Origin of the sequence: Thiospirochaeta perfilievii (genome assembly GCF_008329945.1) — a bacterium.
Taxonomy (GTDB): domain Bacteria; phylum Spirochaetota; class Spirochaetia; order DSM-2461; family DSM-2461; genus Thiospirochaeta; species Thiospirochaeta perfilievii.
The window spans coordinates 41,961-65,070 of sequence record NZ_CP035807.1; the positions used below are offsets into that span (position 1 = coordinate 41,961).

Here is a 23,110-nt window from a genome sequence, read left to right on the forward strand (position 1 = left end):
TAATTTTAATAATAGATTATTATTTATAATATATAAGGAGCTAAGTTAATGTTAAAAAGGATAATTTTAATACTAATTTTATCAATAAGTGTAGTAAACATATTTTCTGATGAATTAGAATATAAAAATATAACTGTAAAGAGCGCACAGATTAGGCAGCGTCCTAGTTTTTTAGGGAAAATTCTATTTACCCTTAACTATACAGATGAAGTAGCAATCTACGAAACTAAAAACGGTTGGTCTTATATAGGATTTAATAGTAACAAGGGTTGGATCCATAACTCCGCCTTAAGTGATAAAAAGTTAATACTTAAAAAGAGTGATAGTAAAATAGAAGACAGAGTTTCAGGTAGCGAAGTTGCCCTAGCAGGGAAAGGCTTTAATAGTGAAATAGAGGAGAACTATAAATCACAAAACAATTTGGATTATTACTGGATCGATCAGATGGAAGAGTATCAAGTAGATATAGAATCTCTTATAGACTTCTCTTATAGTTATAATTTAAATATTGGAGGTTTAGAATAATGAAAAGAGTACTCTTACTATTTATTTTAACTCCATTTTTTTTCTCCTGTACTACTATTGGCCCTATAGCTGAGCTTATGGGAGAGATCGGTTACCTATCAGACTCCCAGGTTGACTCTATTTCAAAATCAGCTGAGGCTGGAGCAAAGGCTGCTGAAGATATAACACCATCGGAGGAGTATTATATAGGTAGATCATTAGGAGCAATAATATTATCCCAATACTCAGTATATAATGATACTAAATCTACAGAGTATTTAAACAAAATTGGACAATTATTATCCCTAAACTCCTCTAGGCCTGAAACCTTTGGAGGTTATCATATTCTAATATTAGATAGTGATGAAATAAACGCATTTGCTGCACCAAGTGGTCATATATTTATATCTAAAGGTTTAATAAAACTAACAGAAAATGAGGATGAACTAGCTGCAATTATAGCCCATGAGATAAGCCATGTAGTATTACAACACGGTTTAGAGGCTATTAAAAAATCAAGAGTAACTAGTTTTGTAACGATTTTAGGAAGTAGTGCCTTAAAAGAGTTTGGAAGTAAAGAGGTCGCAGAGCTAACTACCCTATTTGAAGACTCTTTAGCGGATATAACCTCCACACTAATCAATTCGGGTTATTCTAGGAAGTTTGAATTAGAAGCAGACTTAATGACAATAGATATTTTAAGAAGAACCGGTTATGACGTTTATGCTCTTAGTAAAGTTTTAAAAAATATGTCTAAAGTACTAACTCCCAACGGCTTAGATTTTGCAAAAACCCACCCTGACCCAGAGGACAGATTAGAAAACCTCAAGGAAGAGGGTGATATTAATGGTTTTGGTAAAAAAATAGATCCTAACAGAAGATTTATAGAGAATCTAAGGAACTTATAGTGGGAGTAAAAAAATACAGAGGTATTATAATTGCATTTATATCAGTTTTACTATCCACTCTACTCTGGTTAACAGGTAGTTTAGACTCCTTTGAAAATTTAACATGGGACAGTAGAGTTAAACTATTATCCAATAATGAGAAGGCCTCTGATAATGTGGTATTAATACTACTTGATCAAATTAGTTTAGATTGGGCAGAGCAGGAGCAAGGCCTCCCCTGGCCCTGGCCTAGGGAGGTACTAACAACAATAATAAATAGTGTTAGTAGAGCTGGGGCTAAATCCATATCTTTTGATGTTCTATATACTGAAGCATCTATACATGGAGTCTGGGACGACAGTGCATTTGGGGACTCTATAGAAGATAGTAATATTTTCATTGGATCTACAACCTTAATGAACAAACCGACTAAGGATAATATATCCCTTCCAACCGGTGAAATTGTGATTGATGGTCTAAAAGAGTGGCTAGATTTAAAAAGCACAAATATTGATATTTTTAACTCAATTACAGAGACCATCCCAGAAGTCCTAAACAAGTCACGATTTGTAGCTAATGTTAAAATTGAACCAGATAGTGATGGAACATATAGAAGAGGTCAACTTTTCTATCTATATAATAATAAAGTTATACCTTCCCACGCCTTAGCCTCTTACATAATGGATAAAAAATATAAGATTTCAATTAAAAAGGGTATTTTAAAAATTGATGATAAAGTAATTCCTATTAACAATAGAGGTGAGGCTATTTTAAACTTTAGAGGGCCCTCTGGAACATATAAGAGTATAAATGCAGCAAAAATTATAAATAGTGAAATTTCCTACCTAAATGGGGAGGAATCGGATATAGATTTATCAATATTTAAGGATTCCCATGTTCTCTTTGGTTATAAGGCTGCAGGTCTATTAGACTTACGAGCAACTCCAATATCTGGGAAAGAGACTGGAGTAGAAATTCATGCAACAATGCTTGATAATCTACTAACAGATGACTTTATTTCTGAATTTAATATATTTTTATCAATATTACTAACTCTACTTCTTTGTTCCATAGCAGGATTTTTATATACAAAATATCAGGATATAAAAAAAGGAATATTTTTTTATCTGGTATTTATTGGTAGTACAATTGTTTTATCTATAATTCTCTATGTTAATAATATTTGGTACCCTCTATTTTATACTGAAATATCGATTTTAATAACACTTACGACTTCAGGTATCTTTAATTTAGCAACAGAAGGAAAACAAAAAAGATTTATTAAAAGTGTTTTTAGACAATACCTCTCACCTGATTATATTGAAAACATTCTAAAAGATCCTGGTAAACTAAAACTTGGAGGTGAGAAAAAAGAGTTATCTATATTTTTTTCTGACTTAGAAGGTTTTACTACAATTTCAGAAGGTTTAAGTCCTGAGGATTTAACAAAACTAATAAATGAGTACTTAACAGCAATGACAGATATTATTTTAGATGAGGGAGGAACTATTGATAAGTATGAGGGAGATGCAATAATTGCATTTTGGAATGCACCAATTGATTACCATGACCATGCAATTAGAGCAGTTAGAGCAGCCCTTAGATGTCAAAAAAAATTAGAAGAGTTACGTCCATATTTTAAGGAGACAACAGGACATATAATGAAAATGAGAATAGGTATAAATACAGGTGATGCTATTGTTGGAAATATGGGTTCAAATACTAGATTTGATTATACAATGTTAGGAGACTCTGTAAATTTAGCAGCTAGACTAGAAGGTGTTAATAAACAGTTTGGAACATATACCATGATTAGTAAATCAACCTATAACAGGTTAAATAGTGTTTTTCCTGTAAGAGAGTTAGGAAAGGTTCGGGTTGTAGGAAAACGTGAAAGCATTACTGTATATGAACCTATGTTAAAAGAGGATTATAATGATAAAATATATGACCGTTTTTTAATTGGTTTAAATCATTTTTACAACTCTAATTTTAATGAAGCTATTGATAATTTTTCTGAAATACCTTCAGATCCTGTTTCCCAAAAATATATAACTATGATAAACAGGATAAAAAACAGTAACCAAGAGAAGTGGGATGGAACCCTTACTTTGACAGAAAAATAGTTTCAAAAATATTTTAAGACTCAATGTGTCCAATTAACTCATGAACACTATTTATTAATGAGTAGTTGATGATTTTAACCGAATCATCAACACTTATTATTGATTGATTAATATTTATTATCCCCTTTATTCCTGTTTCTTTTAAGATCGAGAGAACCTTATCTGATTTATCACTATTAATACTAAAAATAGCAGTTTTTATACCTAATCTAGGAATTAGGTCCTTTAATCTCTCCATGGGATAAATTGGAATTAGACCATCAATCTTATTATCCACATAGTCAAAACAAACCCGTAGGTTATACTCTTTTAAATATATTTTAGGTTGTTTTAGTATAATATCCCCTAATCCCCAAGATCCGATAAGTATTAAATCCCTAGTAGTCTCTCCTCTAATAATTTTTTCAATTTTTTTTATTAACTTAACCCTAGGATACCCTTTTTGAGGGGTACCCTTTATAGATAAATATGCCAAATCCTTTCTTATTGTAATAGGTAGTGAGTCTGTATATAAGTTTAAAAGAGTTGTTGAGACCCATGTATCACTTATAGACTCTAGAACCATTAGATACTTAGAGTACCTTTTAAGAGTGGGAAGTGGTATTTTTATCTGTTTTTGCATATTTCCTCTAGTTTCTTTTTGCTAATATCTGGAGAGACTATGACACCTGGGCCATTAATACAGCCTCCTTCACAAGCCATAACTTCCAAAAAATCAAATCCATGGGGTATTTTATTAAAAACCTTTAATTTCTTTATGGATTTTTTTGATAAACCATTTAGAGCTTCACCTTTGATCCAGACCCCATAATCTCTAACACCATGACTAACCCCAGTTAAAACACCACCAGAGGAAGCAAACCTATATCCACTTTTATTAATAGAGCTTTCATTAGATTTAAGGGATAAAACATCTATATTTTTAGCCATAAATAGTGCTCCTAACTCCTCAAATGTAAGAACATAGTCTATTAAATCACTTTTACTAGCCTCAACCTTTTTAGCAAGACAGGGTCCTATAAAAACGTTTATAACTTTATCATCACTATCTTTTATACTCTTTCCACATAGTATCATAGGGGATTCTGTATGTGAAACATTACTTTTCATATTTTGCAGATGTTTGTCTACACACTCCATATAGGATGGGCAACATGATGAAGTCATTATACAATCCTTATCTATAAACTCCTTTGCCTCTTTTTGGGCTACAATACTTGCAGATTCAGCCACATCAATTACATCATGGAACCCAAGTTTTTTAATTCCTAATTTAATTTGTGATAATTCACCTGGGAATTGACCAATAATTGAAGGAGCTATTAAAGCATTAATTTTACTGCCATTTTTTAACTCACTAATAATATATGGTATTTGACTCTTCTCTGTTATTGCTCCAAAGGGGCAACTTTTTAAACAACGTCCACAACTAATACATTTATTAAGGTCAATCTCTGCAATATTTTCTCTATTTTTTTTAAGTGCATCAACTGGGCAAGATATCTCACAGGGTACAGGCACCTTAACTATCGCATTATATGGACAAACAGTAGTACACTTTCCACAATCTATACAAAGCCCCTTATCTATAACAGACCTACCATTTATGACCTTTATGGCATTTTTTGGACATATAGTTGTACAGGGTCTTGCAACGCAACCAACACATACATCGGAAATATAGTGATGCCCTAATTTACAACTTCTACATGCATCCTTAATAACTGTTAGAATTCTTTTATCAGCCTTATTATAAACATCGATCCTAGAAGCGTAGGATGATAACTGTTCAATCTCATCAATTTCATCTTCAATAGAGTACCCAAGAGCAGCCATTACCCTATATTTAATAACTGCTCTATCCTTATGAATACAACATCTGATATTTTCTAGATTTCTTGGAGCTGCTTCTACGGGAATTCTATTTAACCTATCAAGATCAGAATTCAGTAGAGCCAATGAAGTTCTATATAATATGTCTCTTTTAATCTGAATAGCGTTATTATAAATCATAGAACTCCCCCTCTAAAAGTTCTGTTAATTTTTTGGGTGTAACCTCAGAATAGACTTTCCCATTTATTTTTATATATGGAGGTCTTTTATCTATGTCTTGACAAAGGTTCATACATGTTGTCCCCTCTAATTCCACACTCTTAAACTTATTCATATCCATCTCTATTAGTTCTGATGCCCCCATAATATAACAACTTGTTCCACAACAAACCTTGACTTTTATCATAATAATCTCCTTACTTAAACAAATATTAATTCTGTCTCTTTTAGATACTTATCCTTTAAGAGCCGACTAATTTTTTTTACAATATTCCTTCTTATTTCTAACTCAACAGGCATGTTAGGATCCTGGTGGGCATCATTTATTTTAGTCCCTATAAGGAATGTTATTTTATCTCTGTTAAGAAGTTCTTTAACAATTAATAATGCGGGGTTTCTAGAGTTACAATCCTCTGGTATTTCTGTATCAAGAAACTCCGAAACCTTACCCAAGGTAATAATCCCCTCACTTATCAGATCAATACCGTCCATAATTCCCATAGGGGGCATGGATCTATCAATATTTGTTAATGGTACAGAGATCTCCTTACCCCACTCTCTGGCTAAAATATTGGCTGTAGTTCCACCACATATAATTTTTTTACCCTTAAATGATGTAACCCTTGAAGCTAAAGTTCTATCTCTTTTAGGATCCACAGGAGGTCCTGTTACAAGCATAGCGAGTCTAGGTTTCCTAAAATAAATAACAACACAGGATATATCATCCTTCGAATGAAAATTATCATTTAATAGAGCTTTTTTGTGATTTTATCCGCTAAGGAGCTAGCGGATATATCCTCTTTTTCTTTTATTAGTGATTCTATATAACCTATAACACTATCTCCATACCCTAGGGGATATTTTCTTGAACCTAATCCAGATTGACTTACACCATCGGAGAAAAAGATAATTCTATCCCCAGGCTCTGTACTGAACTGGGAAAAATAGAGACTATTTCTCCTACTTGCTCCACTTTTAAACTGGGTTTTTTCCCTGGACCAACTAAGTATGTTACTTCCCCTAAAGTGTAGATATTTAGGATTATCATACTCAATAATATGGGTATAGTTATCCTTTGAGATATCTACAATTGTAAATGTTGCATAACTTATTTTTCTATTACTACAAATAGGAAGTGTTGCACATATGGTTTCTGCCACTTTAACTCCAGACACACCGGCTTCAATTGTATTTAGAGCCATTTTTGCTGTTAAAGTAGATAATACACTGGCCTTAATACCACTACCTAAACCGTCGGATAAAACAGTAACAACTCTACCTGTTTTTTGGTCCTTCTTTGATAATATGGTATCTCCTACAGCAGATTGTCCCTTTTTGCATATCTGTTTATGTACAACTTCAATAAAACTAGAGGCTGGATTCATCATCATCCACCTTTCCAAAGGATTCAATAATTGAATTCAGCATAACTTCACTATCAGCGGCATTTTCACCTAATAAAAAAGCAATTTGCTGTACTGTAGAAACATTTTTTGTTAAAACTTCCTGTGCTTTTGATATTATTTTCTCTCTTTGAGATCTTGTTTCAGTTATATCTCTAAAAATTCCTCCAACAACTAGATAGTCAACAACAGGATAAACAATACATTTAATGATTTTATCCTTTACTCTAATAATAGATTCAGAGTTTGCCCCACTTTTTAAACACTGGGAAAACTGTCTAAACTGGGGAAGGATCTTATCTAGAGAGACTCCATTTAATCCCTCATTTATTTTGTAAATAGTAGAACAATCCTCACCCATTAGAGATGCAAAGGCGCTGTTACTCTCAATTATCTTTAAGTTATTATCAACCATGATTACCCCAGAGGGCATTGTATGAATAAGAGCGTTAGCCTTTTGTTCAGATAATTTCCTTAGATAATTTAGGCACATATTAGTCTCGGCCTTTCCTTCTAAAAGTGCTAAGGCAAACTCTCTACAAGTTGAGTAACCACAGGCACCACAATTTATTTCATCCTCAATTTTAACCTTACCTACACTTCTCATTACATTACGAATTTCTTCTTCTGAGAAATTTAGTTGAGTAATAGCATCAACCCTCCAATCCCTAACAATTGAGACATCTCTCTTAGCGTTTTCTTGTTTATTGGATGCACCTTCGAGAACCTTTATAGTTTTTAAAGCGGTTTGACTATGACAACTTGCACCAGGACCATTAATACACCCCCCATCACATGCCAATAACTCAAAAAAACTACCAGATAGGTTTTTATCATGTGAACTTATACCATCTAAAGAGTTAACAATAGAGTCTATTCCAGAATAACTAAATCTTAGATCATTTTTACTCTTAAAACTCTTTATCATTCCCCCTTCTATAGGATAAAAAGAGCCATTAGTTCCTCTTTTTGGAACGAAACTCTCTTCCAAGTCTTCTAAAATTATCTCTTCATCCTCTGTCCACTTATTTAAATCTTTAAATGTTAAAGCACTAAGTAATAGCTCTGGATTATTATCAGCCTCTGATTTTTTTCCTATACAGGGTCCAAAAAAGACTATTTTACAATCTTCTTTAGATTTTAACTCTTTACAATGGGCAAGAAGAGGAGAGTCTACATTTAATATACTCTTAGATAGTTCTGTCCTATACTTTTTAATATAGGATAGAGTTACTGGACAGGCACTGGATATTGTAACACCTTCTAATAAGTTGTTATCTATATATCTAGAGACAATTTGGGCGCCTATAGCTGTCTCTTCCGCCCTATAAAAGCCTAGTTTTTTAAATAGTGTATTTAACTTCTCAAAAGTAACTCCAGGGTATTCAGATAGATACGAGGGTGCAACAGAAGCTATAACCCTCTGATTAGGATTTTCCTTTAAGTAGGATTTAACATAATCTAAATCATTTCTGACTTTCTTAGCCCCTCTAGGACAGACTCTAGTACAGTGTCCACATAGAATGCATAGATCAGGCTCAATAAAAGCGTGGCCAGATTTGACCTTAATACTTTTTACTGGGCACTCTCTAATACACTTATTACAATCATTACACTCAGTAATCTCTGTATAAATTGGATTAAGTTTAGACATGATCTTCATCCTTAATCAGTTTATTTAATAGTTCATCAACTACATCATTGGTTACATTTTGGTACAAAACACCGTTAACTGTTATATTTGGTCCTGTTTTACACTCACCACTACAAAGACTTCCAACTAGTTTTATATCCCATTTAACACTATTTTCTTCGATAAAGTTCTGTATTTTTTGTAAATTATCGCTATTTCCCCTGGAGAAACATGAACTTCCCATACAAAGCTTTATTTCACTATTAACCATAATTATCCTCTTTCCTGTTTTATTCTATAAAATTTTATCAATACTTGTCAACAAAAGATAAATATTTATAGATATATTTTATCTATAAATATTACACGGTACAGAAAGGTTGCTGTCTTTTAGGATTACATAGTATATTATAAAAAATGGAGAATTTATAATGAATAAAATTAAAGTGATATTTTTCTATAGTTTAGTTCTACTACTATTTTCTTGCTCAAATAGTAAAAGTGATATCAATAAAGAGATTATAGAAGTAACAATACCAACAATAGAAGAGCCAGAAATAATTGAAGAGAAAGAAGAGAGCCCTGAAATCGATAAAAAACCCTTAAGTTTAAATATTATAAATGAGGAAATTGAGTGGGGTGAATTTGATGAAGTAAATTTTGAATCAGATCACTATGCAGTTGTAGCCAATAAGAAAACTGTTTTATATAAAAATATTGACATATATAATAAGGATGATATAAAAAACCTAGAAGAAGAGTTAACAATAGAGATAGGAACAATACTTCCAATAAAAAAGACAATAATGTTAGAAGATACAATTTTAGAAAACTATTTTAAATTTAAGGGAGATACAAACTATTTTTACTTAACAGAGTATAATAGTGAACCCTATATTGTTTGGGGTGCTAACTTACATGGGGATATAAATAATAAATTAGATGCTCAAAAACTTTCTTATTATTATACAAAAGAGATAAGCTCAGAAACTTTTATACCCTATAGTGGAAGTTATAATTTATCCAATAAAACCTTAAATAACTTATCGATAAATAGAGTTGATTTCCAGAAATTAGATACAGAGAAGTCTATTCTAAATCATTACAAAGAGGACCTAAAAGATAGATCAAATATTACATTTATTACAACAGATCTCTTTTCTACAACACTTTTTAACATAATTGATAATCTAACCTATGTTTATAGCAAAGAGGTTTTAGACCCCCAAATATTAGAGTTAAGTCGTATGTTTATTAGAGTTTTAAAGGAATATGAGAGTCAGGATGATAAACTACATAATAACTATACAAATCTACTAAACTCTACACTTAACCTTTTTGAACTTACAACCCTTCTTATTACTTTAGATATGTCAGAAGTTAAGAAGCAAATAATCAAGGATGAATTAAACTTAATTGAGAGTAAAAAAAGTAAAACTACATCCCCAATTCTAGGTAATAGTTTCGATTACACCCTATTTGAGAGGGAGAGTAAATTCTCCAAATCTATAATCTGGTTATTAAATAGTAGCTTAAAACCAGAGAACTTAATGTTAGTTAATAAAATAGTTTATGAGAACAGTGATCTACGACTATTATGGCAGAACATTAATAGGGATATTAGATATCTATTAGGGGATAGTAAAGACTTAGATTTTAATGGTACTACACAATTTATAGATGACTATATCTTCTCTATTTTTCCTAGCTGGATTGATAACAAATCAAATATGGATGACTTTATTATTTCCCATAAACTCTACAATGAAAACTTTAGATTTTTTGGAAGAGCTTTTAACTATGATGATGAAATAAGTAATAGAATAAACAACATAAAATATTATACCCCCCTAGATTTTATGTCTATTATAGGCAGTAGTGTATCTAAGAGCTTAATTAAACAGACAGAGGTGCATAATGAATATTATAATCAGTATGAGGAAGTTATTGAAAATATAAAAGACTCCATAACACTTGATAACAGATCCCTATATTCAGGATCTATTAACTTATTAAAATCTATATTTAGTTTTGAACAAAACAGGGATTTCTTTTTTGCTGAAAAGGGTAAATGGAACCAGAAAATACTATTTACATCCCACACCCTGCTTACAAGGATTAAGTCTAAAAACCTTGATAATAAACCTCATGAAAATGTTGAAATTATGACTGATCCAACTGATATTACCTTTGATGTATTAGATTTTAGTAGACCAAACCACTATATTGAACCTAATATTGATTTTTACAACTCATATCTTTTAGTAATTACAAGTATTATGGAAAATTTAGATCTAAATAGTCTATCAATTGATTATATTTCAAAGTTTGAGAACCTCACTAATATAATAATGAAAGTATTAGAGATCCTAGAGAGAGAAGTAAATATTAAAGAGTTAGATTTAGAGATGAATGACTATATCGTTACTATACCTACTCTTTTGTATAAGATAGAGATGGAAGATAACAGTAGTTATTTTATAGACAGAGATACAATAAATCGGATAGACAGCCCATATAGGCTTTATCTTGCATTAGATGATAAAGTGTATGGGAAAAGAGTTGCTGTTGGTTATATAAACCATTATAAGGTTAATGATAATAATCTAGAACAACCATTCTGGACTGAAGATAATTTAAAATAGATAGTAATAATAAATACCTCCCAGAGTTGGGAGGTTAATAGTTATTATATAGATAAAAGTTTATGAGATCCGTCGGAGTAAGCTTCATCCCTCATTTTAGAAGCAATATCACTATTAAGGTAGTCTTCAAAAGAACTCTTTCTATCAATTATACCCTTTGGAGTAAACTCTATAATTCTATTGGCTATGGACTCTATAAACTGATGGTCATGGGAGTTAAACATTAAGACACCTTTGAACTCAATTAAACCATTATTTAATGAAGTAATAGACTCAAGATCAAGATGGGCTGTAGGTTCATCCATAATTAAAACATTAGACTCTTCTAACATTATTTTAGATAACATACATCTAACTTTTTCACCACCTGATAAAACAGATACTTTCTTTAAAGACTCATCCCCAGAGAATAACATTCTACCTAAGAATCCCCTAATAAATGCATCATCTGGTTCCTTAGAAAACTGTCTTAACCAATCAGTCATATTTATATCTTTATCAAAATACGATGTATTATCCTTTGGGAAATAGGATTGGGAAGTTGTCACCCCCCATCTAAACTCTCCAGAGTCAGGTTCTAACTCACCTGATAAAATTTGAAATAAAACAGTTTTCGCCTGGTTATTAGGACCAACAAAGGCAATTTTATCATCCCCTCCTACTTGGAAGGATAGATCTTCAAATATAAGTTCTCCATCAATAGTTTTTGTTAGTTTATCTACTTCTAATATAACCTTCCCCGCATCCCTTAATGGTTTAAATGCTACATAAGGAAATTTTCTTGAAGATGCTTTTAAATCATCAATGTTTAACTTTTCAAGCTGCTTTTTTCTACTTGTAGCTTGTTTAGCTTTAGAGGCGTTACTACTAAACCTGGCAATAAAAGTTTTTAACTCTGCAGCCTTATCCTCAGCCTTTTTCTTTTGATCTTTTAATTGCTTAGAAATTATCTGGCTTGTTTGGTACCAAAAATCATAATTTCCTACAAAGATCTGAATTTTTCCATAATCAATATCTGCAATATGAGTACAAACTTGATTTAAGAAGTGCCTATCATGGGATACAACAATAACAGTATTATTAAAACGATATAAAAAGTCCTCTAACCATTTAATAGACTCTATGTCTAAATGGTTTGTGGGCTCATCTAATAAAAGTATATCAGGATTACCAAAAAGAGCTTGGGCAAGTAAAACCCTAACTTTAATAGTATCATCCATATCTTTCATTTTAATATCGTACATATCATTTGTAACACCAAGACCAGATAAAAGAATTCCAGCCTCACTCTCGGCTTCCCAACCATTTAACTCGGCAAACTCACCTTCTAGTTCACTTGCTTTTATTCCATCTTCATCGCTAAAATCCTCTTTAGCGTATATTGCGTCTTTTTCAGACATAACCTGGTAAAGTCTCTCATGACCCATAATAACAGTGTTTAATACTGTAAATTCATCATAAGCAAAATGATCTTGAGCTAAAACAGCCATTCTTTCACCTGGAGTTATGTTTATCTCTCCAGAATCATGCTCAAGTTCACCTGATAAAACTTTAAGAAATGTTGATTTACCGGCACCATTTGCACCAATTAAACCATAACAATTACCAGGAGTGAATTTTATATTAACATCCTTAAAAAGTGATCTTTTTCCAAATGCAAGGGACACGTTACTACAACTAATCAAAACTAACTCCTAATTTAATACTTAATATTTTAAGAATAATATCAAAAAAAAGAATCTCTTTCTATGCTGTTATAGGTTTAAAACAATTTTTTATGTTATTATCTATATTGTTGACAACCAAATACTTTCGTGGTAATTTTTTGTACTGAAACAATAATATAAGGATTATTTTTAATGGCTTCAAAAACTGATAATTTTAAAAAGAAAAATAACAATAGAAACATAGGTGCTCTTATTGGATCTATAGTTATTCTACTTATTGTAGTAGTAAGTTTTGTACTTTCTCCTGCGTTAAGTAAATTAGGACAATCTCAAACATCTGATATTGTTTTAGGTTCTTATGGAAACGAAAAAATAACATTTAGTTTTCTAAAAGAAACCCCATTTAGACAAGAACTTGCATCTTTAAGTAACAATAGTACTGATACAATGGATCCTCGATTAGCTCAAGTTGCGTATAAACGTGCTGTAACTAAAGCTGCTGCTATCGAAGAGTTTAATAGCAATGGTTATTTAATCACAAAAGAACAACTTGACAATGCAGTATTAAACTCTGGTTATTACAATGTTAATGGTTCATTTAGTCCTTCTGTATTTAAAAATACAACTGAGGCAAAAAAACAGGAACTTAGAGTTAACATTAAAAGAGAGATGCAGGTTGAGAGTTGGATGTACCACACTATTATCCAACAGAAAAGAAGTAGTAAGTACTTAGAGTTTATCTCATCAATGAGTAACAAAAAAAGAAACTTTGACTATATTACTTATGACTACTCTGATTATCCAGATGAGTTAGTATTAGATTATGCTAGTTCAAATCCTAAGAAGTTTACAGAACTATCTCTTTCTAGAATTACAGTAAAAGATATGAAAACAGCTGATGAAGTTATTAATAAACTAAAAAATAACGAAAACACTTTTGGTGAATTAGCAATGTCATACTCAACTGACAATTTTAAAACAAGCAATGGTGAGATGAGCTCAACTACATATGAGTATGAACTAGAATCAATTTTCGGAATTACAAATAGTGATGATCTTTTAAACAGCAAGGTTGGAGATTTACCAGTTGTTGTTGAAAAAGATGGAAGTGTAATTTTATTAACACTTAATAGTGAGATTGTTAAACCTGACTTCAAAGATCTTACAAATATTAGATCTTATATGCTCTCATTTGAGAGAGGTATTATTGAAGATTACTTTTATGATAAAATTAATTCTAATACAAGTAATGAGTTAGCTGCTTTAGGTAAAGAGATTAAGTCTACAGGTCTGTTCTCAATTAACTTTGGTGGTGAGCAGTTATTGTCAACTTCAATTGATAGAGTAAGTCAAAACTCTATATTCTCTAGGGCTGTAAATAATGATAACTTTTTTACGACACTTTTTAGTTTAGAAAACGATACACTATCAGAACCTATTGTATTAGGTGATACTATTTCAGTATTTAAACTAAAAGAAGAGTTAGTTGATGATACAAATACACAGGAATTTATTCTATCATCTTTGGATAGAGCTCTATTAAATTACAAAAGCCAAGTTAGTGAGGATTTAATATTAAAATCTGATAAGTATGTAGATAACTTTTATACTGGATACTTTGAAATTCTAAAAATAAATCAAGGAATCTAATCTTGATGGATGAAAAACCCTTACTTATTGAAACAGGTAAGGGTTTATCCTTAAAATATAAAAATAAGTTTTTATACTCTAAATTTGATCCTACAAAACAACCTAGACTAATAATTGAATCATTAGAATTAGATGATAAATGCATATATTTAATGCCTTCTCCCCTACTTTTTTATGGTTACGATCTATTAAAAAATAAATTACCAGAGAGTTCAATTATAGTAAATATCGAGGTTGATCCAAATCTATTAAATTTAACAAATCGACCGGAAGAAATACATCCTATATCAAATGGCTTTGATTTTTTAAATATAATTAGTAAAATAGACTTATCTAAATTTAAAAGATGTAAATTAGTTACATTAAATGGTGGATATACCCTTTATAAAACAGCTTATGATAGGTTTTTTAATATTCTTATAAATCAGCAACATAACTACTGGAAAAATAGATATACGCTAACTCAGATGGGACAGTTATGGATAAAAAACTGTTTGAAAAATTTAAAAGATATTGAAAAAGCACAACCTTTCTCTAATTTAAAAACAGATAAGCCTGTAGTTGTAATTGGAGCTGGTGAGTCTACTGAACAGACACTTTCACTGCTAAAAGATATTAGAGAAAAGATATTTCTACTCTGTGTAGATACTGCACTTCAGATTCTTCTTGAAGTTAATATTACTCCAGATGCGGTTGTAGCGTTAGAGGGGCAATTTTTCAATCTTCCAGATTTTTATGGTGCTAAGGATAAAAAAATTGATATTATTTATGATCTTTCAAGCTACCCAGCAGTTTTAAGGAATTTAAGTGGGAATCGATATATAACAATAACAAATTTTTCAAACTCATTATTATTAGAGAAAATAAAGAAGTTAAACCCAGATCAGGACTTTATACCTCCCCTAGGATCTGTTGGAATAACAGCAATCTATATTGCTATGCAGATAACAGAAAACTCAATTTTTTTAAGTGGTTTAGATTTTTCATATAAGTTAGGAAAAACCCATAGTAAAGGAACTCCCTACCATCTATCAACACTGATAAAAATGAATAAAATTAACTCTGGCTATAATTTTGGCAGCTGCCTAAAAAGAGGAACTTTTGCAAAAAAAAATAAATCACATAACGACGAAACTACGGACCCAATTTTATATGAGTATTCTAAGCATGCAGAAGAGTTATTACTAGGCTCAAATAGAGTATATGATTTAACAACAACAGGTATGACTTTAGGAGTACAACATGCAGACAAGGCAATTGTTTATAATGAAATAAATAAGAAAAAAGCCCCTTTAATTAACAACTATAACTCTAATATAAAGCAGTTAAATTATGGGGATTTATACAGGGATGAAGTGAATAAAATCCTATTTGCATTTAAGAAATTAAAAAGTTATCTTAATGGCTCAACAAGCATTGAAAAGGCAATTGAAAGCTTAACTGATATAAGCTACCTATTTGAGCACTATCCTGAAACTGAGCCTATTAAAATTATTACAGAGGTAAGTATAAAAAGATTATACTTCACTATATCTAGATATATTCGTTCCCTAGGAATTTAATAGATCTGATAATATAACACCTAAATCCTCTGCGGTCTGCATTACAAGAACTTCTCCATTAACAACAACCTTTGGAGCACTATTACACTTACCCATACATGGGACTGTTTCGACTCTAAATCGCTTATCTGGGGTTGTCTCCCCAGGTCCTACTCCAAGAATTGTAGTTACCATTAATAATATATCATCTGAGTTTTTTGAAGAACATGTCTCACCAACACATATTCCAATAACGTTTGTTTCTTTATATTTTTCTTTATCCATATTAATAATATAATAGATGTTTTGATATAGCGCTATAATTATAATTTTAAAGTTATCCTTTAAGATACACAATAATATTACTCCTAGTTAAAATAATAATCCTCATCCCCATATCTCCTGTATGTAAAACCTTCTAAAATATGTTTTTCACAAATATTAGCAGAACCATCGAGATCAGCTATTGTCCTTGCAATTTTAAGTACTGAGTGGCACCCTCTAGATGATAGAGATAGTTTGTTAGCCCCAGAAATAAAAGCCTCCTTTGTACTATCTTTTAATAAACAGTAGTTATCTACATCTCCCGGAGTAATTCTTGCATTACAACTATACTCCTTATCCCTAAATCTCTCTCTTTGAATATTTACAGCCCTCTCTACATTCTCTCTAATCTCATTAGAGTCTCTTCCCTTTACACCTAACATTTCCTTTGTAGAGATGGCATTAACAGGTATTCTAATATCTATTCTATCCATAATCGCCCCTCCCATCTTTTTCCAATACCTTCTTATCTCTTTCTCAGAGCACATACAAATTCCATCCTCTTTCCCAAGATTAGCACAGGGGCAGGGATTGGAGGTTGCTATTAGTCTGAAATTTGCAGGAAACCATGTGGATAGGGAAGCTCTATTTAAACTTATTTTCTGCTCTTCTAATGGTTCTCTAAGGCTCTGGATAATTGTAGTTTTATATTCTGCTATTTCATCTAAAAATAGATATCCGTTATGAGCTAATGAAATCTCCCCTGGTCTATTAAGTTTTCCACCCCCCACCATTCCTTCTAAGGAAGCTCCATGGTGAGGTCTCCTTATTGGAGGGGTATCAATAATTGCATACTCTGTTTTAAGCTTACCTGCTAAAGACCATATTCTTGTTGTTTCTAAGGCTTCATTTTTTGTCAAAACTGGAAGTATTGATGGTATTCTAGATACAGCTAGAGACTTCCCTACTCCTGGAGGTCCAAATAAAAGAAGATTGTGACCTCCTGAGACTGCTATTTCTATCCCTCTTTTTACACTCTCTTGTCCCATAATGTCAGCAAAATCAAGATTATCAATGATTTCTTTTTTTTTAATAATAGTATCTTTAAAATAATCTAATTTACCTAATATAACATTGTATGCATCAATTAAGCTTTCTACAGGGTAGATCTCTCCCTTACCAAGGAGTATAGCCTCTTTTAAGTTATCCTTTGGAATTATAAATTTACGAATACCAAAATCAAATGCCTTAGTAATTCCAGATAAAACACCATTAACCTTCCGAACTCTACCATCTAGAGTTAACTCTCCTAATATCAAATAATCATTTGTATTATTTTTATCCAACTCTAGACTAATTACTCTACAAGCAAAGGGTAGATCAAAACACGCCCCCTCCTTTCTCTCCCCAGCTGGGGCCATGTTTATAATTACCCTCCCTTTTGGAAAATCAAAACCACTATTTAATATAGCTGAGCGAAATCTAACCTTAGACTCTTTAACAGCTCCACCAGGAAGGCCTACAATATCAATACCAGGAAGAGATCTGGTAAAAATATTAATCTCAATTTGTACTAATTCCCCATCATAACCTGAGGAGGAGTAACTAAATATTTTCATAACTACCTCCCCTTATCCATAATATATTTTTTTATATTGATTCACTTTTACTTCAATAATTTATATAATTAGTTAAGGAGTTTTTATTGTTCTATAAAGTCATTACTCATAATGGGAAAGCGCATATAGATGAGTTACTAGGAATATCTCTACTATCTATTCATTTAAATGAGTTACCAACAGATATAATAAGGATTCATCCTGATGAGGCCTCTTTAATGTTAAAGAAGGAGACTATAGAGGAAGATATCTATTTTATTGATTGTGGATTAGACTATAACGCTGAAAAGAGAATTTTTGATCATCATCAATCCAAAGATTTGATGTGTTCAGCAGCTCTTATTTTTAACGAATTTTTCCCACACCTTAAGGATAGTAAACTTTCAAAATATATAAATTTAGTCTCCCTTGTAGATACTAAGGGACCAAATGCGTTAGATGACTACAAATTCAAAAGTGATACTGTTGATTATTTCAGCTTTCCCCAGGGTGTTATGCTACGTGAATTTGAGAATAATCCACTGCTAATTACCAAAATATTCTCAGATGGATTATTATCTATGATCGAGTTTGAAAATAAAAAAAGATTAGCATTGGAGTGGATTAATTCAGAAGGAAGTATCAAATTTTCTAATATAAATGGTATAAATATCTTAGAATACTTAAAAGTTCCACCCTACGAATTATCAAGTGCTGTTAAGTCTGCTGACGCTGATATTGTTGATGAAAAAAATATACATGTAATATATAGTTTTGATAAGGATAATCCTGAAGTAAGAACACTTTTTAGAACATTAAAAGCTGATTCTATTCTTGATTTTACAAAATCTATGGTTGATTACTCTCTGTTTTGCCATAGAGGTGGTTTTTTATTAAAGTTTATACCTAAAGATAATAATGAATGGAAAAATATAATTAGGGAGTCAATATTATGATTAATTATGTAAGTACTAAAAATGCACCAATGGCTATAGGTCCCTACTCCCAAGGAGTAATTAATAATGGTCTATTGTATACTTCAGGTCAGATAGCAATAGACCCTAAAACCCAGAAGTTTATTAATGGATCTGTGGAAGAACAAACAGAACAGGTTATAAAAAACCTTAAAGGTATTTTAGAAGAGTGTAATACTTCCTTTGATAAGGTAATTAAAGTGACTATCTTTCTTACCAATTTGGATAACTTTGACTTAGTTAATACTATTTATGGAGAGTACTTTAAATCAAAACCTGCTAGATCAACTGTCGAGGTAAGTGCACTTCCTAAAAATGCATTAATTGAAATAGAGTGTATAGCTACAATTAGCTAAGGAAGTAATTGCTTCAACGATTGTCTGATTTTTTTAGTAACACTATCCAAAATTAATTGATTTAATCCCTCTTCAGATAATTGGCTGTCTCTACCTTTAAAGGTTACTGATTTTTTTGAATCACCATAATAGTCTTCTAAATACAAATTTAGAGTCCAATACTTATTTATATAGTCATTTTTCAAGTTTGCTTCTTTTAATATTAATTCACCTCTAATAATTATTGATGAGTTTTCTGAAGTCCCATAACCTAATTGATGTAAAGTACTCTCAACCTCAGTTTTAAGAATACCATCAATGTCTCCTTTAAAATTAACAGTAAATATTAACTCATTGGAAACTGCAGCAATTTTTTGATTTAACAATGATATTGACATATTGTTAATAACTTTAATATCTTCCTTCACTGCAATGTTAATAATATCCTCAACATGCCTAATAAATGTAAGTCCTAACTTATACTCAGAATATTTATCAAGAATATTTGAAGCTCTATCTCCAGTCCTAATCTGTTTCTCAATTTCATTATTTAGATACTCTAACTTATTATCGAATATGCTTTTTAATTCGCTTTTTTTAATAGTGTATAAAAGATAATGATTATTAGATTTATCAATAAAATGCTTCTCTTTAGTGGGAGTAATATACTGGGATAAGTAGGAAGACTGCTCTTCTATTAAACTCTCTGCAGCTTCTAAGGATTCTCCATTTGAAATAAAAACTATGACTTTATTTTCAGAATAGAATAGAGATGGGTCAGAAAACCATAGTGGAGGTTTTGAACTACTTGTATTTGTAGTTACACATGAATTTAAAATTAGTAGAATTGTTATTAACTTTATATATTTTTTCATCTCTTCCTCATTAATGTAGATTCAAATAGATTTAAACTACCTGTCTTGATATTTTGGTTATTAAAACTCTCTTCAAATATTTCAATAAAGTTAGAGTTATAATATACAACTGAAATGTCGTGGAAACCAGGCTCTACTAATATCTCTAACCCTCTAACCTTAGAAGGTAGGTAACGGGAGCTACGTAGGTCTGAATTCTCTGTTACTTGCATAAAGATATCACCTAGTAAACCACTTAGAAGTCCAAAACCCTCACCGTAATTTTCAGTAATTGTATCCTCAGATATTTCAGATATAACTGCCTTAGAAATTGCTCTTAAAATTGTTTTCCCAACAATAACTGGTTGTTTTACTTTAAATGTCTCAATAGCAATATTATCTATATTTTCAATTAGGTCTAAATACCCATAACTTATCCCATCAACAAAAACTTCTACATAGGATACTGGATCATATAAGCTTTCTAAACGGGGAAATTGTAGTTTAAGGGAAAGATCACTAGTAACTCCACTATGTCTTATTGAGTGAAATCCAAGATAACTACTATTACTACCTAAACTAAGATAACCACCAGAACCATAAATAGCTAGGGTATCTGCTACCTTTTCAGGAGAATAACCACTAAATGAGAGAACATTAATAATTGCCATATCACTACTCTCTGTAGGTAGAGATGGTAAATTAAAGTTATATATTGACTCTTGATAGTTAAATGCCTTTATTAAATACTCTCTCTCAATTCTCGAATCATCATCTAACCCCGTTAACCTATAGGCAATGATACCAAGATATCTAGCTAAAACATCGTTATGAAAATTAAAATCAGCTGTTGGTATATCAACATCTTCACTACTATTAAGCTCTTCTAAAACCCCTTTATACCTATTTTCGAGGTTATCTAGTTTAAGGTTAACCTTTCTGACTTCTACAAGAGCAGACTCGAACTCTTTTAAGTGAAAATAGTTTAGTGCCTTGAAAATATTTATATATATATCTTCATAATCCTCACCAGAGTATGGTAGAGCGTTATCGTTTAAAACATTTGATAATATTCCCTTAGAAATACTTTTTGTAAATAGATCTTCAATTGAGTTTTCAGCTAGAGTAAGGGAGTCATTACTTTTACGATACTCCCCTGCTAACCGATATAGAATACCCTCTTCAATATAGTATAAAACACGATCTTTCTCAGAATAAACTCTTTCTTTAGTCTGTAAAAACTCATCTAAAGCCTTCTGGTTTTCACCAATACTTAATTGATAATCAACTTCTCTATAATGGGTTTTGTTTGTATACAGAGAAGTACAGGATGAAAAAAGAAGTATCAAAAACCAAAACAGTAAAAGTTTGGCCTTCTTTACCATTTAACTCCACCTAACTGAATAACTTTTTTATGTTTTTTTGAACCTATCCAAAGTTTAGTATTAGTCTCTAAATCAATTAATTCTAAATCGACCTGATAATATACAACTCTTGTTTTATCTACTTGATCTGTTATTGTAACTAAGTTGCCTATTAACATAATATCAGCCCCTGTCTCTTGGGCTAATCTTTTAGTAGACTCAAGGGATGAGTTTGATTGCTGGTCTTCTTTCTCATTTCGAATCTCTTCCCTTTCGTAACTTGAAGCAACTAGAGTAAATTTTCCACTATTAACAAGTTCTCTTTCGATATCTTTTACAAAAGATGTAATATTTATATGTTCAGAACTTCTATTTCGAATTGTTCCTACTATAAGAACAGGGGTTTTACCATACCTATCAACTAAATTTGATGTTATTGGTCTGTTAAGTAAGTCATTAATCATAGATTCAGATATTAATCTTGAATCTGTATCATTCCATCTACCACTTAAATCAGTATCAATATCTGAATCGATTCTTGTAACTCTATTTGTTGTTTGGCAACCTAGTAGTAGAAATATAGAAAATAATAAGGTTATAATTTTGTTCATTTATAGTAACTCCTAAAAATATATTATCTTATATTTAAAACAATTTCTATTAGAAAAAGTGTTACTAAAATTTAAAAATAACTCTCTGATTTGCTACCTCTTACCCAAATAACAATAAATAATAGGGATAAAAGAATACCAGGGATTGTAAATATTATGTTTTTTACTAATAAAGAGTTATGGGTTATTAAATTTAAAGGGAAAAACATTGCTAAGGTACCACCTAGAAAAGTTCCAAATGATGATATGATAAAAATAAGAATTAAGTTTATCTTTCTTGCACTCTTGTTTGTTATATATATTATAGCTGTAATTGATACAGCTACAATAAAATTGATTAATAAAATTTGTAAGGATAGCAATTCCACCTGTGGGTCTCCATTATTAGTTAGTTTGAATTTCAAAAGTATTTATATATTTTGGTAAACTCTCTATAGATTGTATTGTTCCATTACTAAAACTCTTTCCTATATTTATTACACAAAACTCTATAAAAACAGTTGATAAAGAATCATCTTCAAACTCATCTAAGTATTTACTACCATTATCATCGTCATAATTACCTATAAAATGAGGATAATCTTTATCGTTAAATCTTAACTTGTAAATAATACCATCACTTTTACTAATACACAACAAATTTTCATCACTGCTAAAAAGTATATCAAAGGTACCTTCAAGACCTAAATCTAACTCAGTACTATTAACTAAATCATTCAAATTATGAATAGTTGTTTCAATAAAACCAAGACTTTCAACATAGGCTTCAGAGTTACTAGATACATCGGATATTGTTAAATCTGTAAATTTACTACTACTACTATCTTTATTCTTTAAATAATATCTTGAGTACAAAATAAAGCTTGAAGTATCAGGCCAACTATCTAAATCAATTCTGAAGGTACTACCACTAATAATAGCACCTCCAAGATAACTGTATGTAGGAATACCACAACTTGTAATGAAAATAAAAATGATAATAAAAAAAGTTTTTTTTATCAT

At 31.0% G+C, this 23,110-nt stretch carries 23 protein-coding genes; 8 read left to right on the forward strand and 15 right to left on the reverse strand.

Annotation, left to right across the window (positions count from 1 at the left end; translation table 11 throughout):
* Positions 1 to 48: 48 nt before the first annotated feature.
* The 3 genes from EW093_RS00210 to EW093_RS00220 are packed head-to-tail and all read left to right on the forward strand — an operon-like array spanning position 49 to position 3,517.
* Entirely contained in the window at positions 49 to 525 is a 477-nt protein-coding gene (locus tag EW093_RS00210) for an SH3 domain-containing protein (protein ID WP_149566449.1), read from the forward strand.
* Positions 525 to 1,412: a M48 family metalloprotease gene (locus EW093_RS00215; protein WP_149566450.1), complete on the forward strand. Its 888-nt coding sequence runs from the start codon at positions 525 to 527 to the stop codon at positions 1,410 to 1,412. The genes EW093_RS00210 and EW093_RS00215 overlap by 1 nt, the downstream gene beginning before the upstream one ends.
* Entirely contained in the window at positions 1,412 to 3,517 is a 2,106-nt protein-coding gene (locus EW093_RS00220; protein ID WP_149566451.1) for a CHASE2 domain-containing protein, read from the forward strand. Before EW093_RS00215 ends, EW093_RS00220 begins: the two co-directional genes overlap by 1 nt.
* A 13-nt stretch (positions 3,518 to 3,530) precedes the next feature.
* Here EW093_RS00220 and EW093_RS00225 read toward each other — a convergent pair whose 3' ends face one another.
* The 7 genes from EW093_RS00225 to EW093_RS00250 all read right to left on the reverse strand — a co-directional run bounded on the left by EW093_RS00225 (position 3,531) and on the right by EW093_RS00250 (position 8,876).
* On the reverse strand, positions 3,531 to 4,139 hold the full coding sequence (locus EW093_RS00225) for a winged-helix domain-containing protein (RefSeq protein ID WP_149566452.1): 609 nt from the start codon (positions 4,137 to 4,139) through the stop codon (positions 3,531 to 3,533).
* Entirely contained in the window at positions 4,124 to 5,530 is a 1,407-nt protein-coding gene (locus tag EW093_RS00230) for a monomeric [FeFe] hydrogenase (RefSeq protein WP_149566453.1), read from the reverse strand. The genes EW093_RS00225 and EW093_RS00230 overlap by 16 nt, the downstream gene beginning before the upstream one ends.
* Positions 5,520 to 5,756 carry an NAD(P)H-dependent oxidoreductase subunit E gene (locus EW093_RS00235; RefSeq protein ID WP_149566454.1) on the reverse strand — a complete coding sequence of 79 codons (237 nt, stop codon included), beginning with the start codon at positions 5,754 to 5,756 and terminating at the stop codon, positions 5,520 to 5,522. The genes EW093_RS00230 and EW093_RS00235 overlap by 11 nt, the downstream gene beginning before the upstream one ends.
* Positions 5,757 to 5,770: 14 nt before the next feature.
* Positions 5,771 to 6,247, reverse strand: coding sequence for a hypothetical protein (locus tag EW093_RS17560; protein ID WP_246745056.1), 477 nt, complete (start codon positions 6,245 to 6,247; stop codon positions 5,771 to 5,773).
* 68 nt (positions 6,248 to 6,315) lie between these two features.
* Positions 6,316 to 6,954, reverse strand: a complete 639-nt coding sequence (locus tag EW093_RS17565; protein ID WP_246745057.1) for a SpoIIE family protein phosphatase — start codon at positions 6,952 to 6,954, stop codon at positions 6,316 to 6,318.
* Positions 6,938 to 8,626: a [Fe-Fe] hydrogenase large subunit C-terminal domain-containing protein gene (locus EW093_RS00245; RefSeq protein WP_187759761.1), complete on the reverse strand. Its 1,689-nt coding sequence runs from the start codon at positions 8,624 to 8,626 to the stop codon at positions 6,938 to 6,940. Before EW093_RS00245 ends, EW093_RS17565 begins: the two co-directional genes overlap by 17 nt.
* Positions 8,619 to 8,876, reverse strand: a complete 258-nt coding sequence (locus EW093_RS00250; protein WP_149566456.1) for a (2Fe-2S) ferredoxin domain-containing protein — start codon at positions 8,874 to 8,876, stop codon at positions 8,619 to 8,621. Before EW093_RS00250 ends, EW093_RS00245 begins: the two co-directional genes overlap by 8 nt.
* A 160-nt stretch (positions 8,877 to 9,036) precedes the next feature.
* On the opposite strand from EW093_RS00250, the gene EW093_RS00255 reads away from it, so the two are divergent.
* Positions 9,037 to 11,250: a DUF3160 domain-containing protein gene (locus EW093_RS00255; RefSeq protein WP_149566457.1), complete on the forward strand. Its 2,214-nt coding sequence runs from the start codon at positions 9,037 to 9,039 to the stop codon at positions 11,248 to 11,250.
* A 44-nt stretch (positions 11,251 to 11,294) separates the two neighbouring features.
* Here EW093_RS00255 and EW093_RS00260 read toward each other — a convergent pair whose 3' ends face one another.
* The gene (locus EW093_RS00260; RefSeq protein ID WP_149566458.1) at positions 11,295 to 12,935 is read right to left on the reverse strand and encodes an ABC-F family ATP-binding cassette domain-containing protein; all 1,641 of its coding nucleotides are present in this window, start codon (positions 12,933 to 12,935) and stop codon (positions 11,295 to 11,297) included.
* Positions 12,936 to 13,109: 174 nt separating this feature from the next.
* Here EW093_RS00260 and EW093_RS00265 point away from each other — a divergent pair, with 174 nt between their 5' ends.
* A complete protein-coding gene (locus EW093_RS00265) occupies positions 13,110 to 14,567 on the forward strand; it encodes a SurA N-terminal domain-containing protein (RefSeq protein ID WP_149566459.1) in 1,458 nt (485 codons plus the stop codon).
* A 5-nt stretch (positions 14,568 to 14,572) separates the two neighbouring features.
* Positions 14,573 to 16,129: a motility associated factor glycosyltransferase family protein gene (locus EW093_RS00270; protein ID WP_149566460.1), complete on the forward strand. Its 1,557-nt coding sequence runs from the start codon at positions 14,573 to 14,575 to the stop codon at positions 16,127 to 16,129.
* Here the strand turns inward: EW093_RS00270 and EW093_RS00275 are convergent.
* On the reverse strand, positions 16,118 to 16,393 hold the full coding sequence (locus EW093_RS00275; RefSeq protein WP_149566461.1) for an NADH-quinone oxidoreductase subunit NuoE family protein: 276 nt from the start codon (positions 16,391 to 16,393) through the stop codon (positions 16,118 to 16,120). The two genes, EW093_RS00270 and EW093_RS00275, sit on opposite strands and share 12 nt — an antisense overlap.
* Before the next feature lie 83 nt (positions 16,394 to 16,476).
* Positions 16,477 to 17,991 (reverse strand): YifB family Mg chelatase-like AAA ATPase, encoded by a 1,515-nt coding sequence (locus EW093_RS00280; protein ID WP_149566462.1) that lies wholly within the window; start codon positions 17,989 to 17,991, stop codon positions 16,477 to 16,479.
* Positions 17,992 to 18,077: 86 nt separating this feature from the next.
* Here EW093_RS00280 and EW093_RS00285 point away from each other — a divergent pair, with 86 nt between their 5' ends.
* Positions 18,078 to 18,926: an MYG1 family protein gene (locus EW093_RS00285; protein WP_149566463.1), complete on the forward strand. Its 849-nt coding sequence runs from the start codon at positions 18,078 to 18,080 to the stop codon at positions 18,924 to 18,926.
* The gene (locus EW093_RS00290) at positions 18,923 to 19,300 is read left to right on the forward strand and encodes a RidA family protein (protein ID WP_187759762.1); all 378 of its coding nucleotides are present in this window, start codon (positions 18,923 to 18,925) and stop codon (positions 19,298 to 19,300) included. Before EW093_RS00285 ends, EW093_RS00290 begins: the two co-directional genes overlap by 4 nt.
* Here the strand turns inward: EW093_RS00290 and EW093_RS00295 are convergent.
* From EW093_RS00295 to EW093_RS00315, 5 genes are all read right to left on the reverse strand, one after another.
* Positions 19,297 to 20,154: a hypothetical protein gene (locus EW093_RS00295; RefSeq protein ID WP_149566464.1), complete on the reverse strand. Its 858-nt coding sequence runs from the start codon at positions 20,152 to 20,154 to the stop codon at positions 19,297 to 19,299. The genes EW093_RS00290 and EW093_RS00295 overlap by 4 nt on opposite strands.
* Entirely contained in the window at positions 20,151 to 21,518 is a 1,368-nt protein-coding gene (locus tag EW093_RS00300) for a COG3014 family protein (protein WP_149566465.1), read from the reverse strand. Before EW093_RS00300 ends, EW093_RS00295 begins: the two co-directional genes overlap by 4 nt.
* Positions 21,512 to 22,108, reverse strand: coding sequence for a penicillin-binding protein activator LpoB (locus EW093_RS00305; protein ID WP_149566466.1), 597 nt, complete (start codon positions 22,106 to 22,108; stop codon positions 21,512 to 21,514). Before EW093_RS00305 ends, EW093_RS00300 begins: the two co-directional genes overlap by 7 nt.
* A 71-nt stretch (positions 22,109 to 22,179) precedes the next feature.
* On the reverse strand, positions 22,180 to 22,476 hold the full coding sequence (locus tag EW093_RS00310; RefSeq protein WP_149566467.1) for a hypothetical protein: 297 nt from the start codon (positions 22,474 to 22,476) through the stop codon (positions 22,180 to 22,182).
* Positions 22,477 to 22,492: 16 nt separating this feature from the next.
* Entirely contained in the window at positions 22,493 to 23,110 is a 618-nt protein-coding gene (locus EW093_RS00315) for a hypothetical protein (protein ID WP_149566468.1), read from the reverse strand.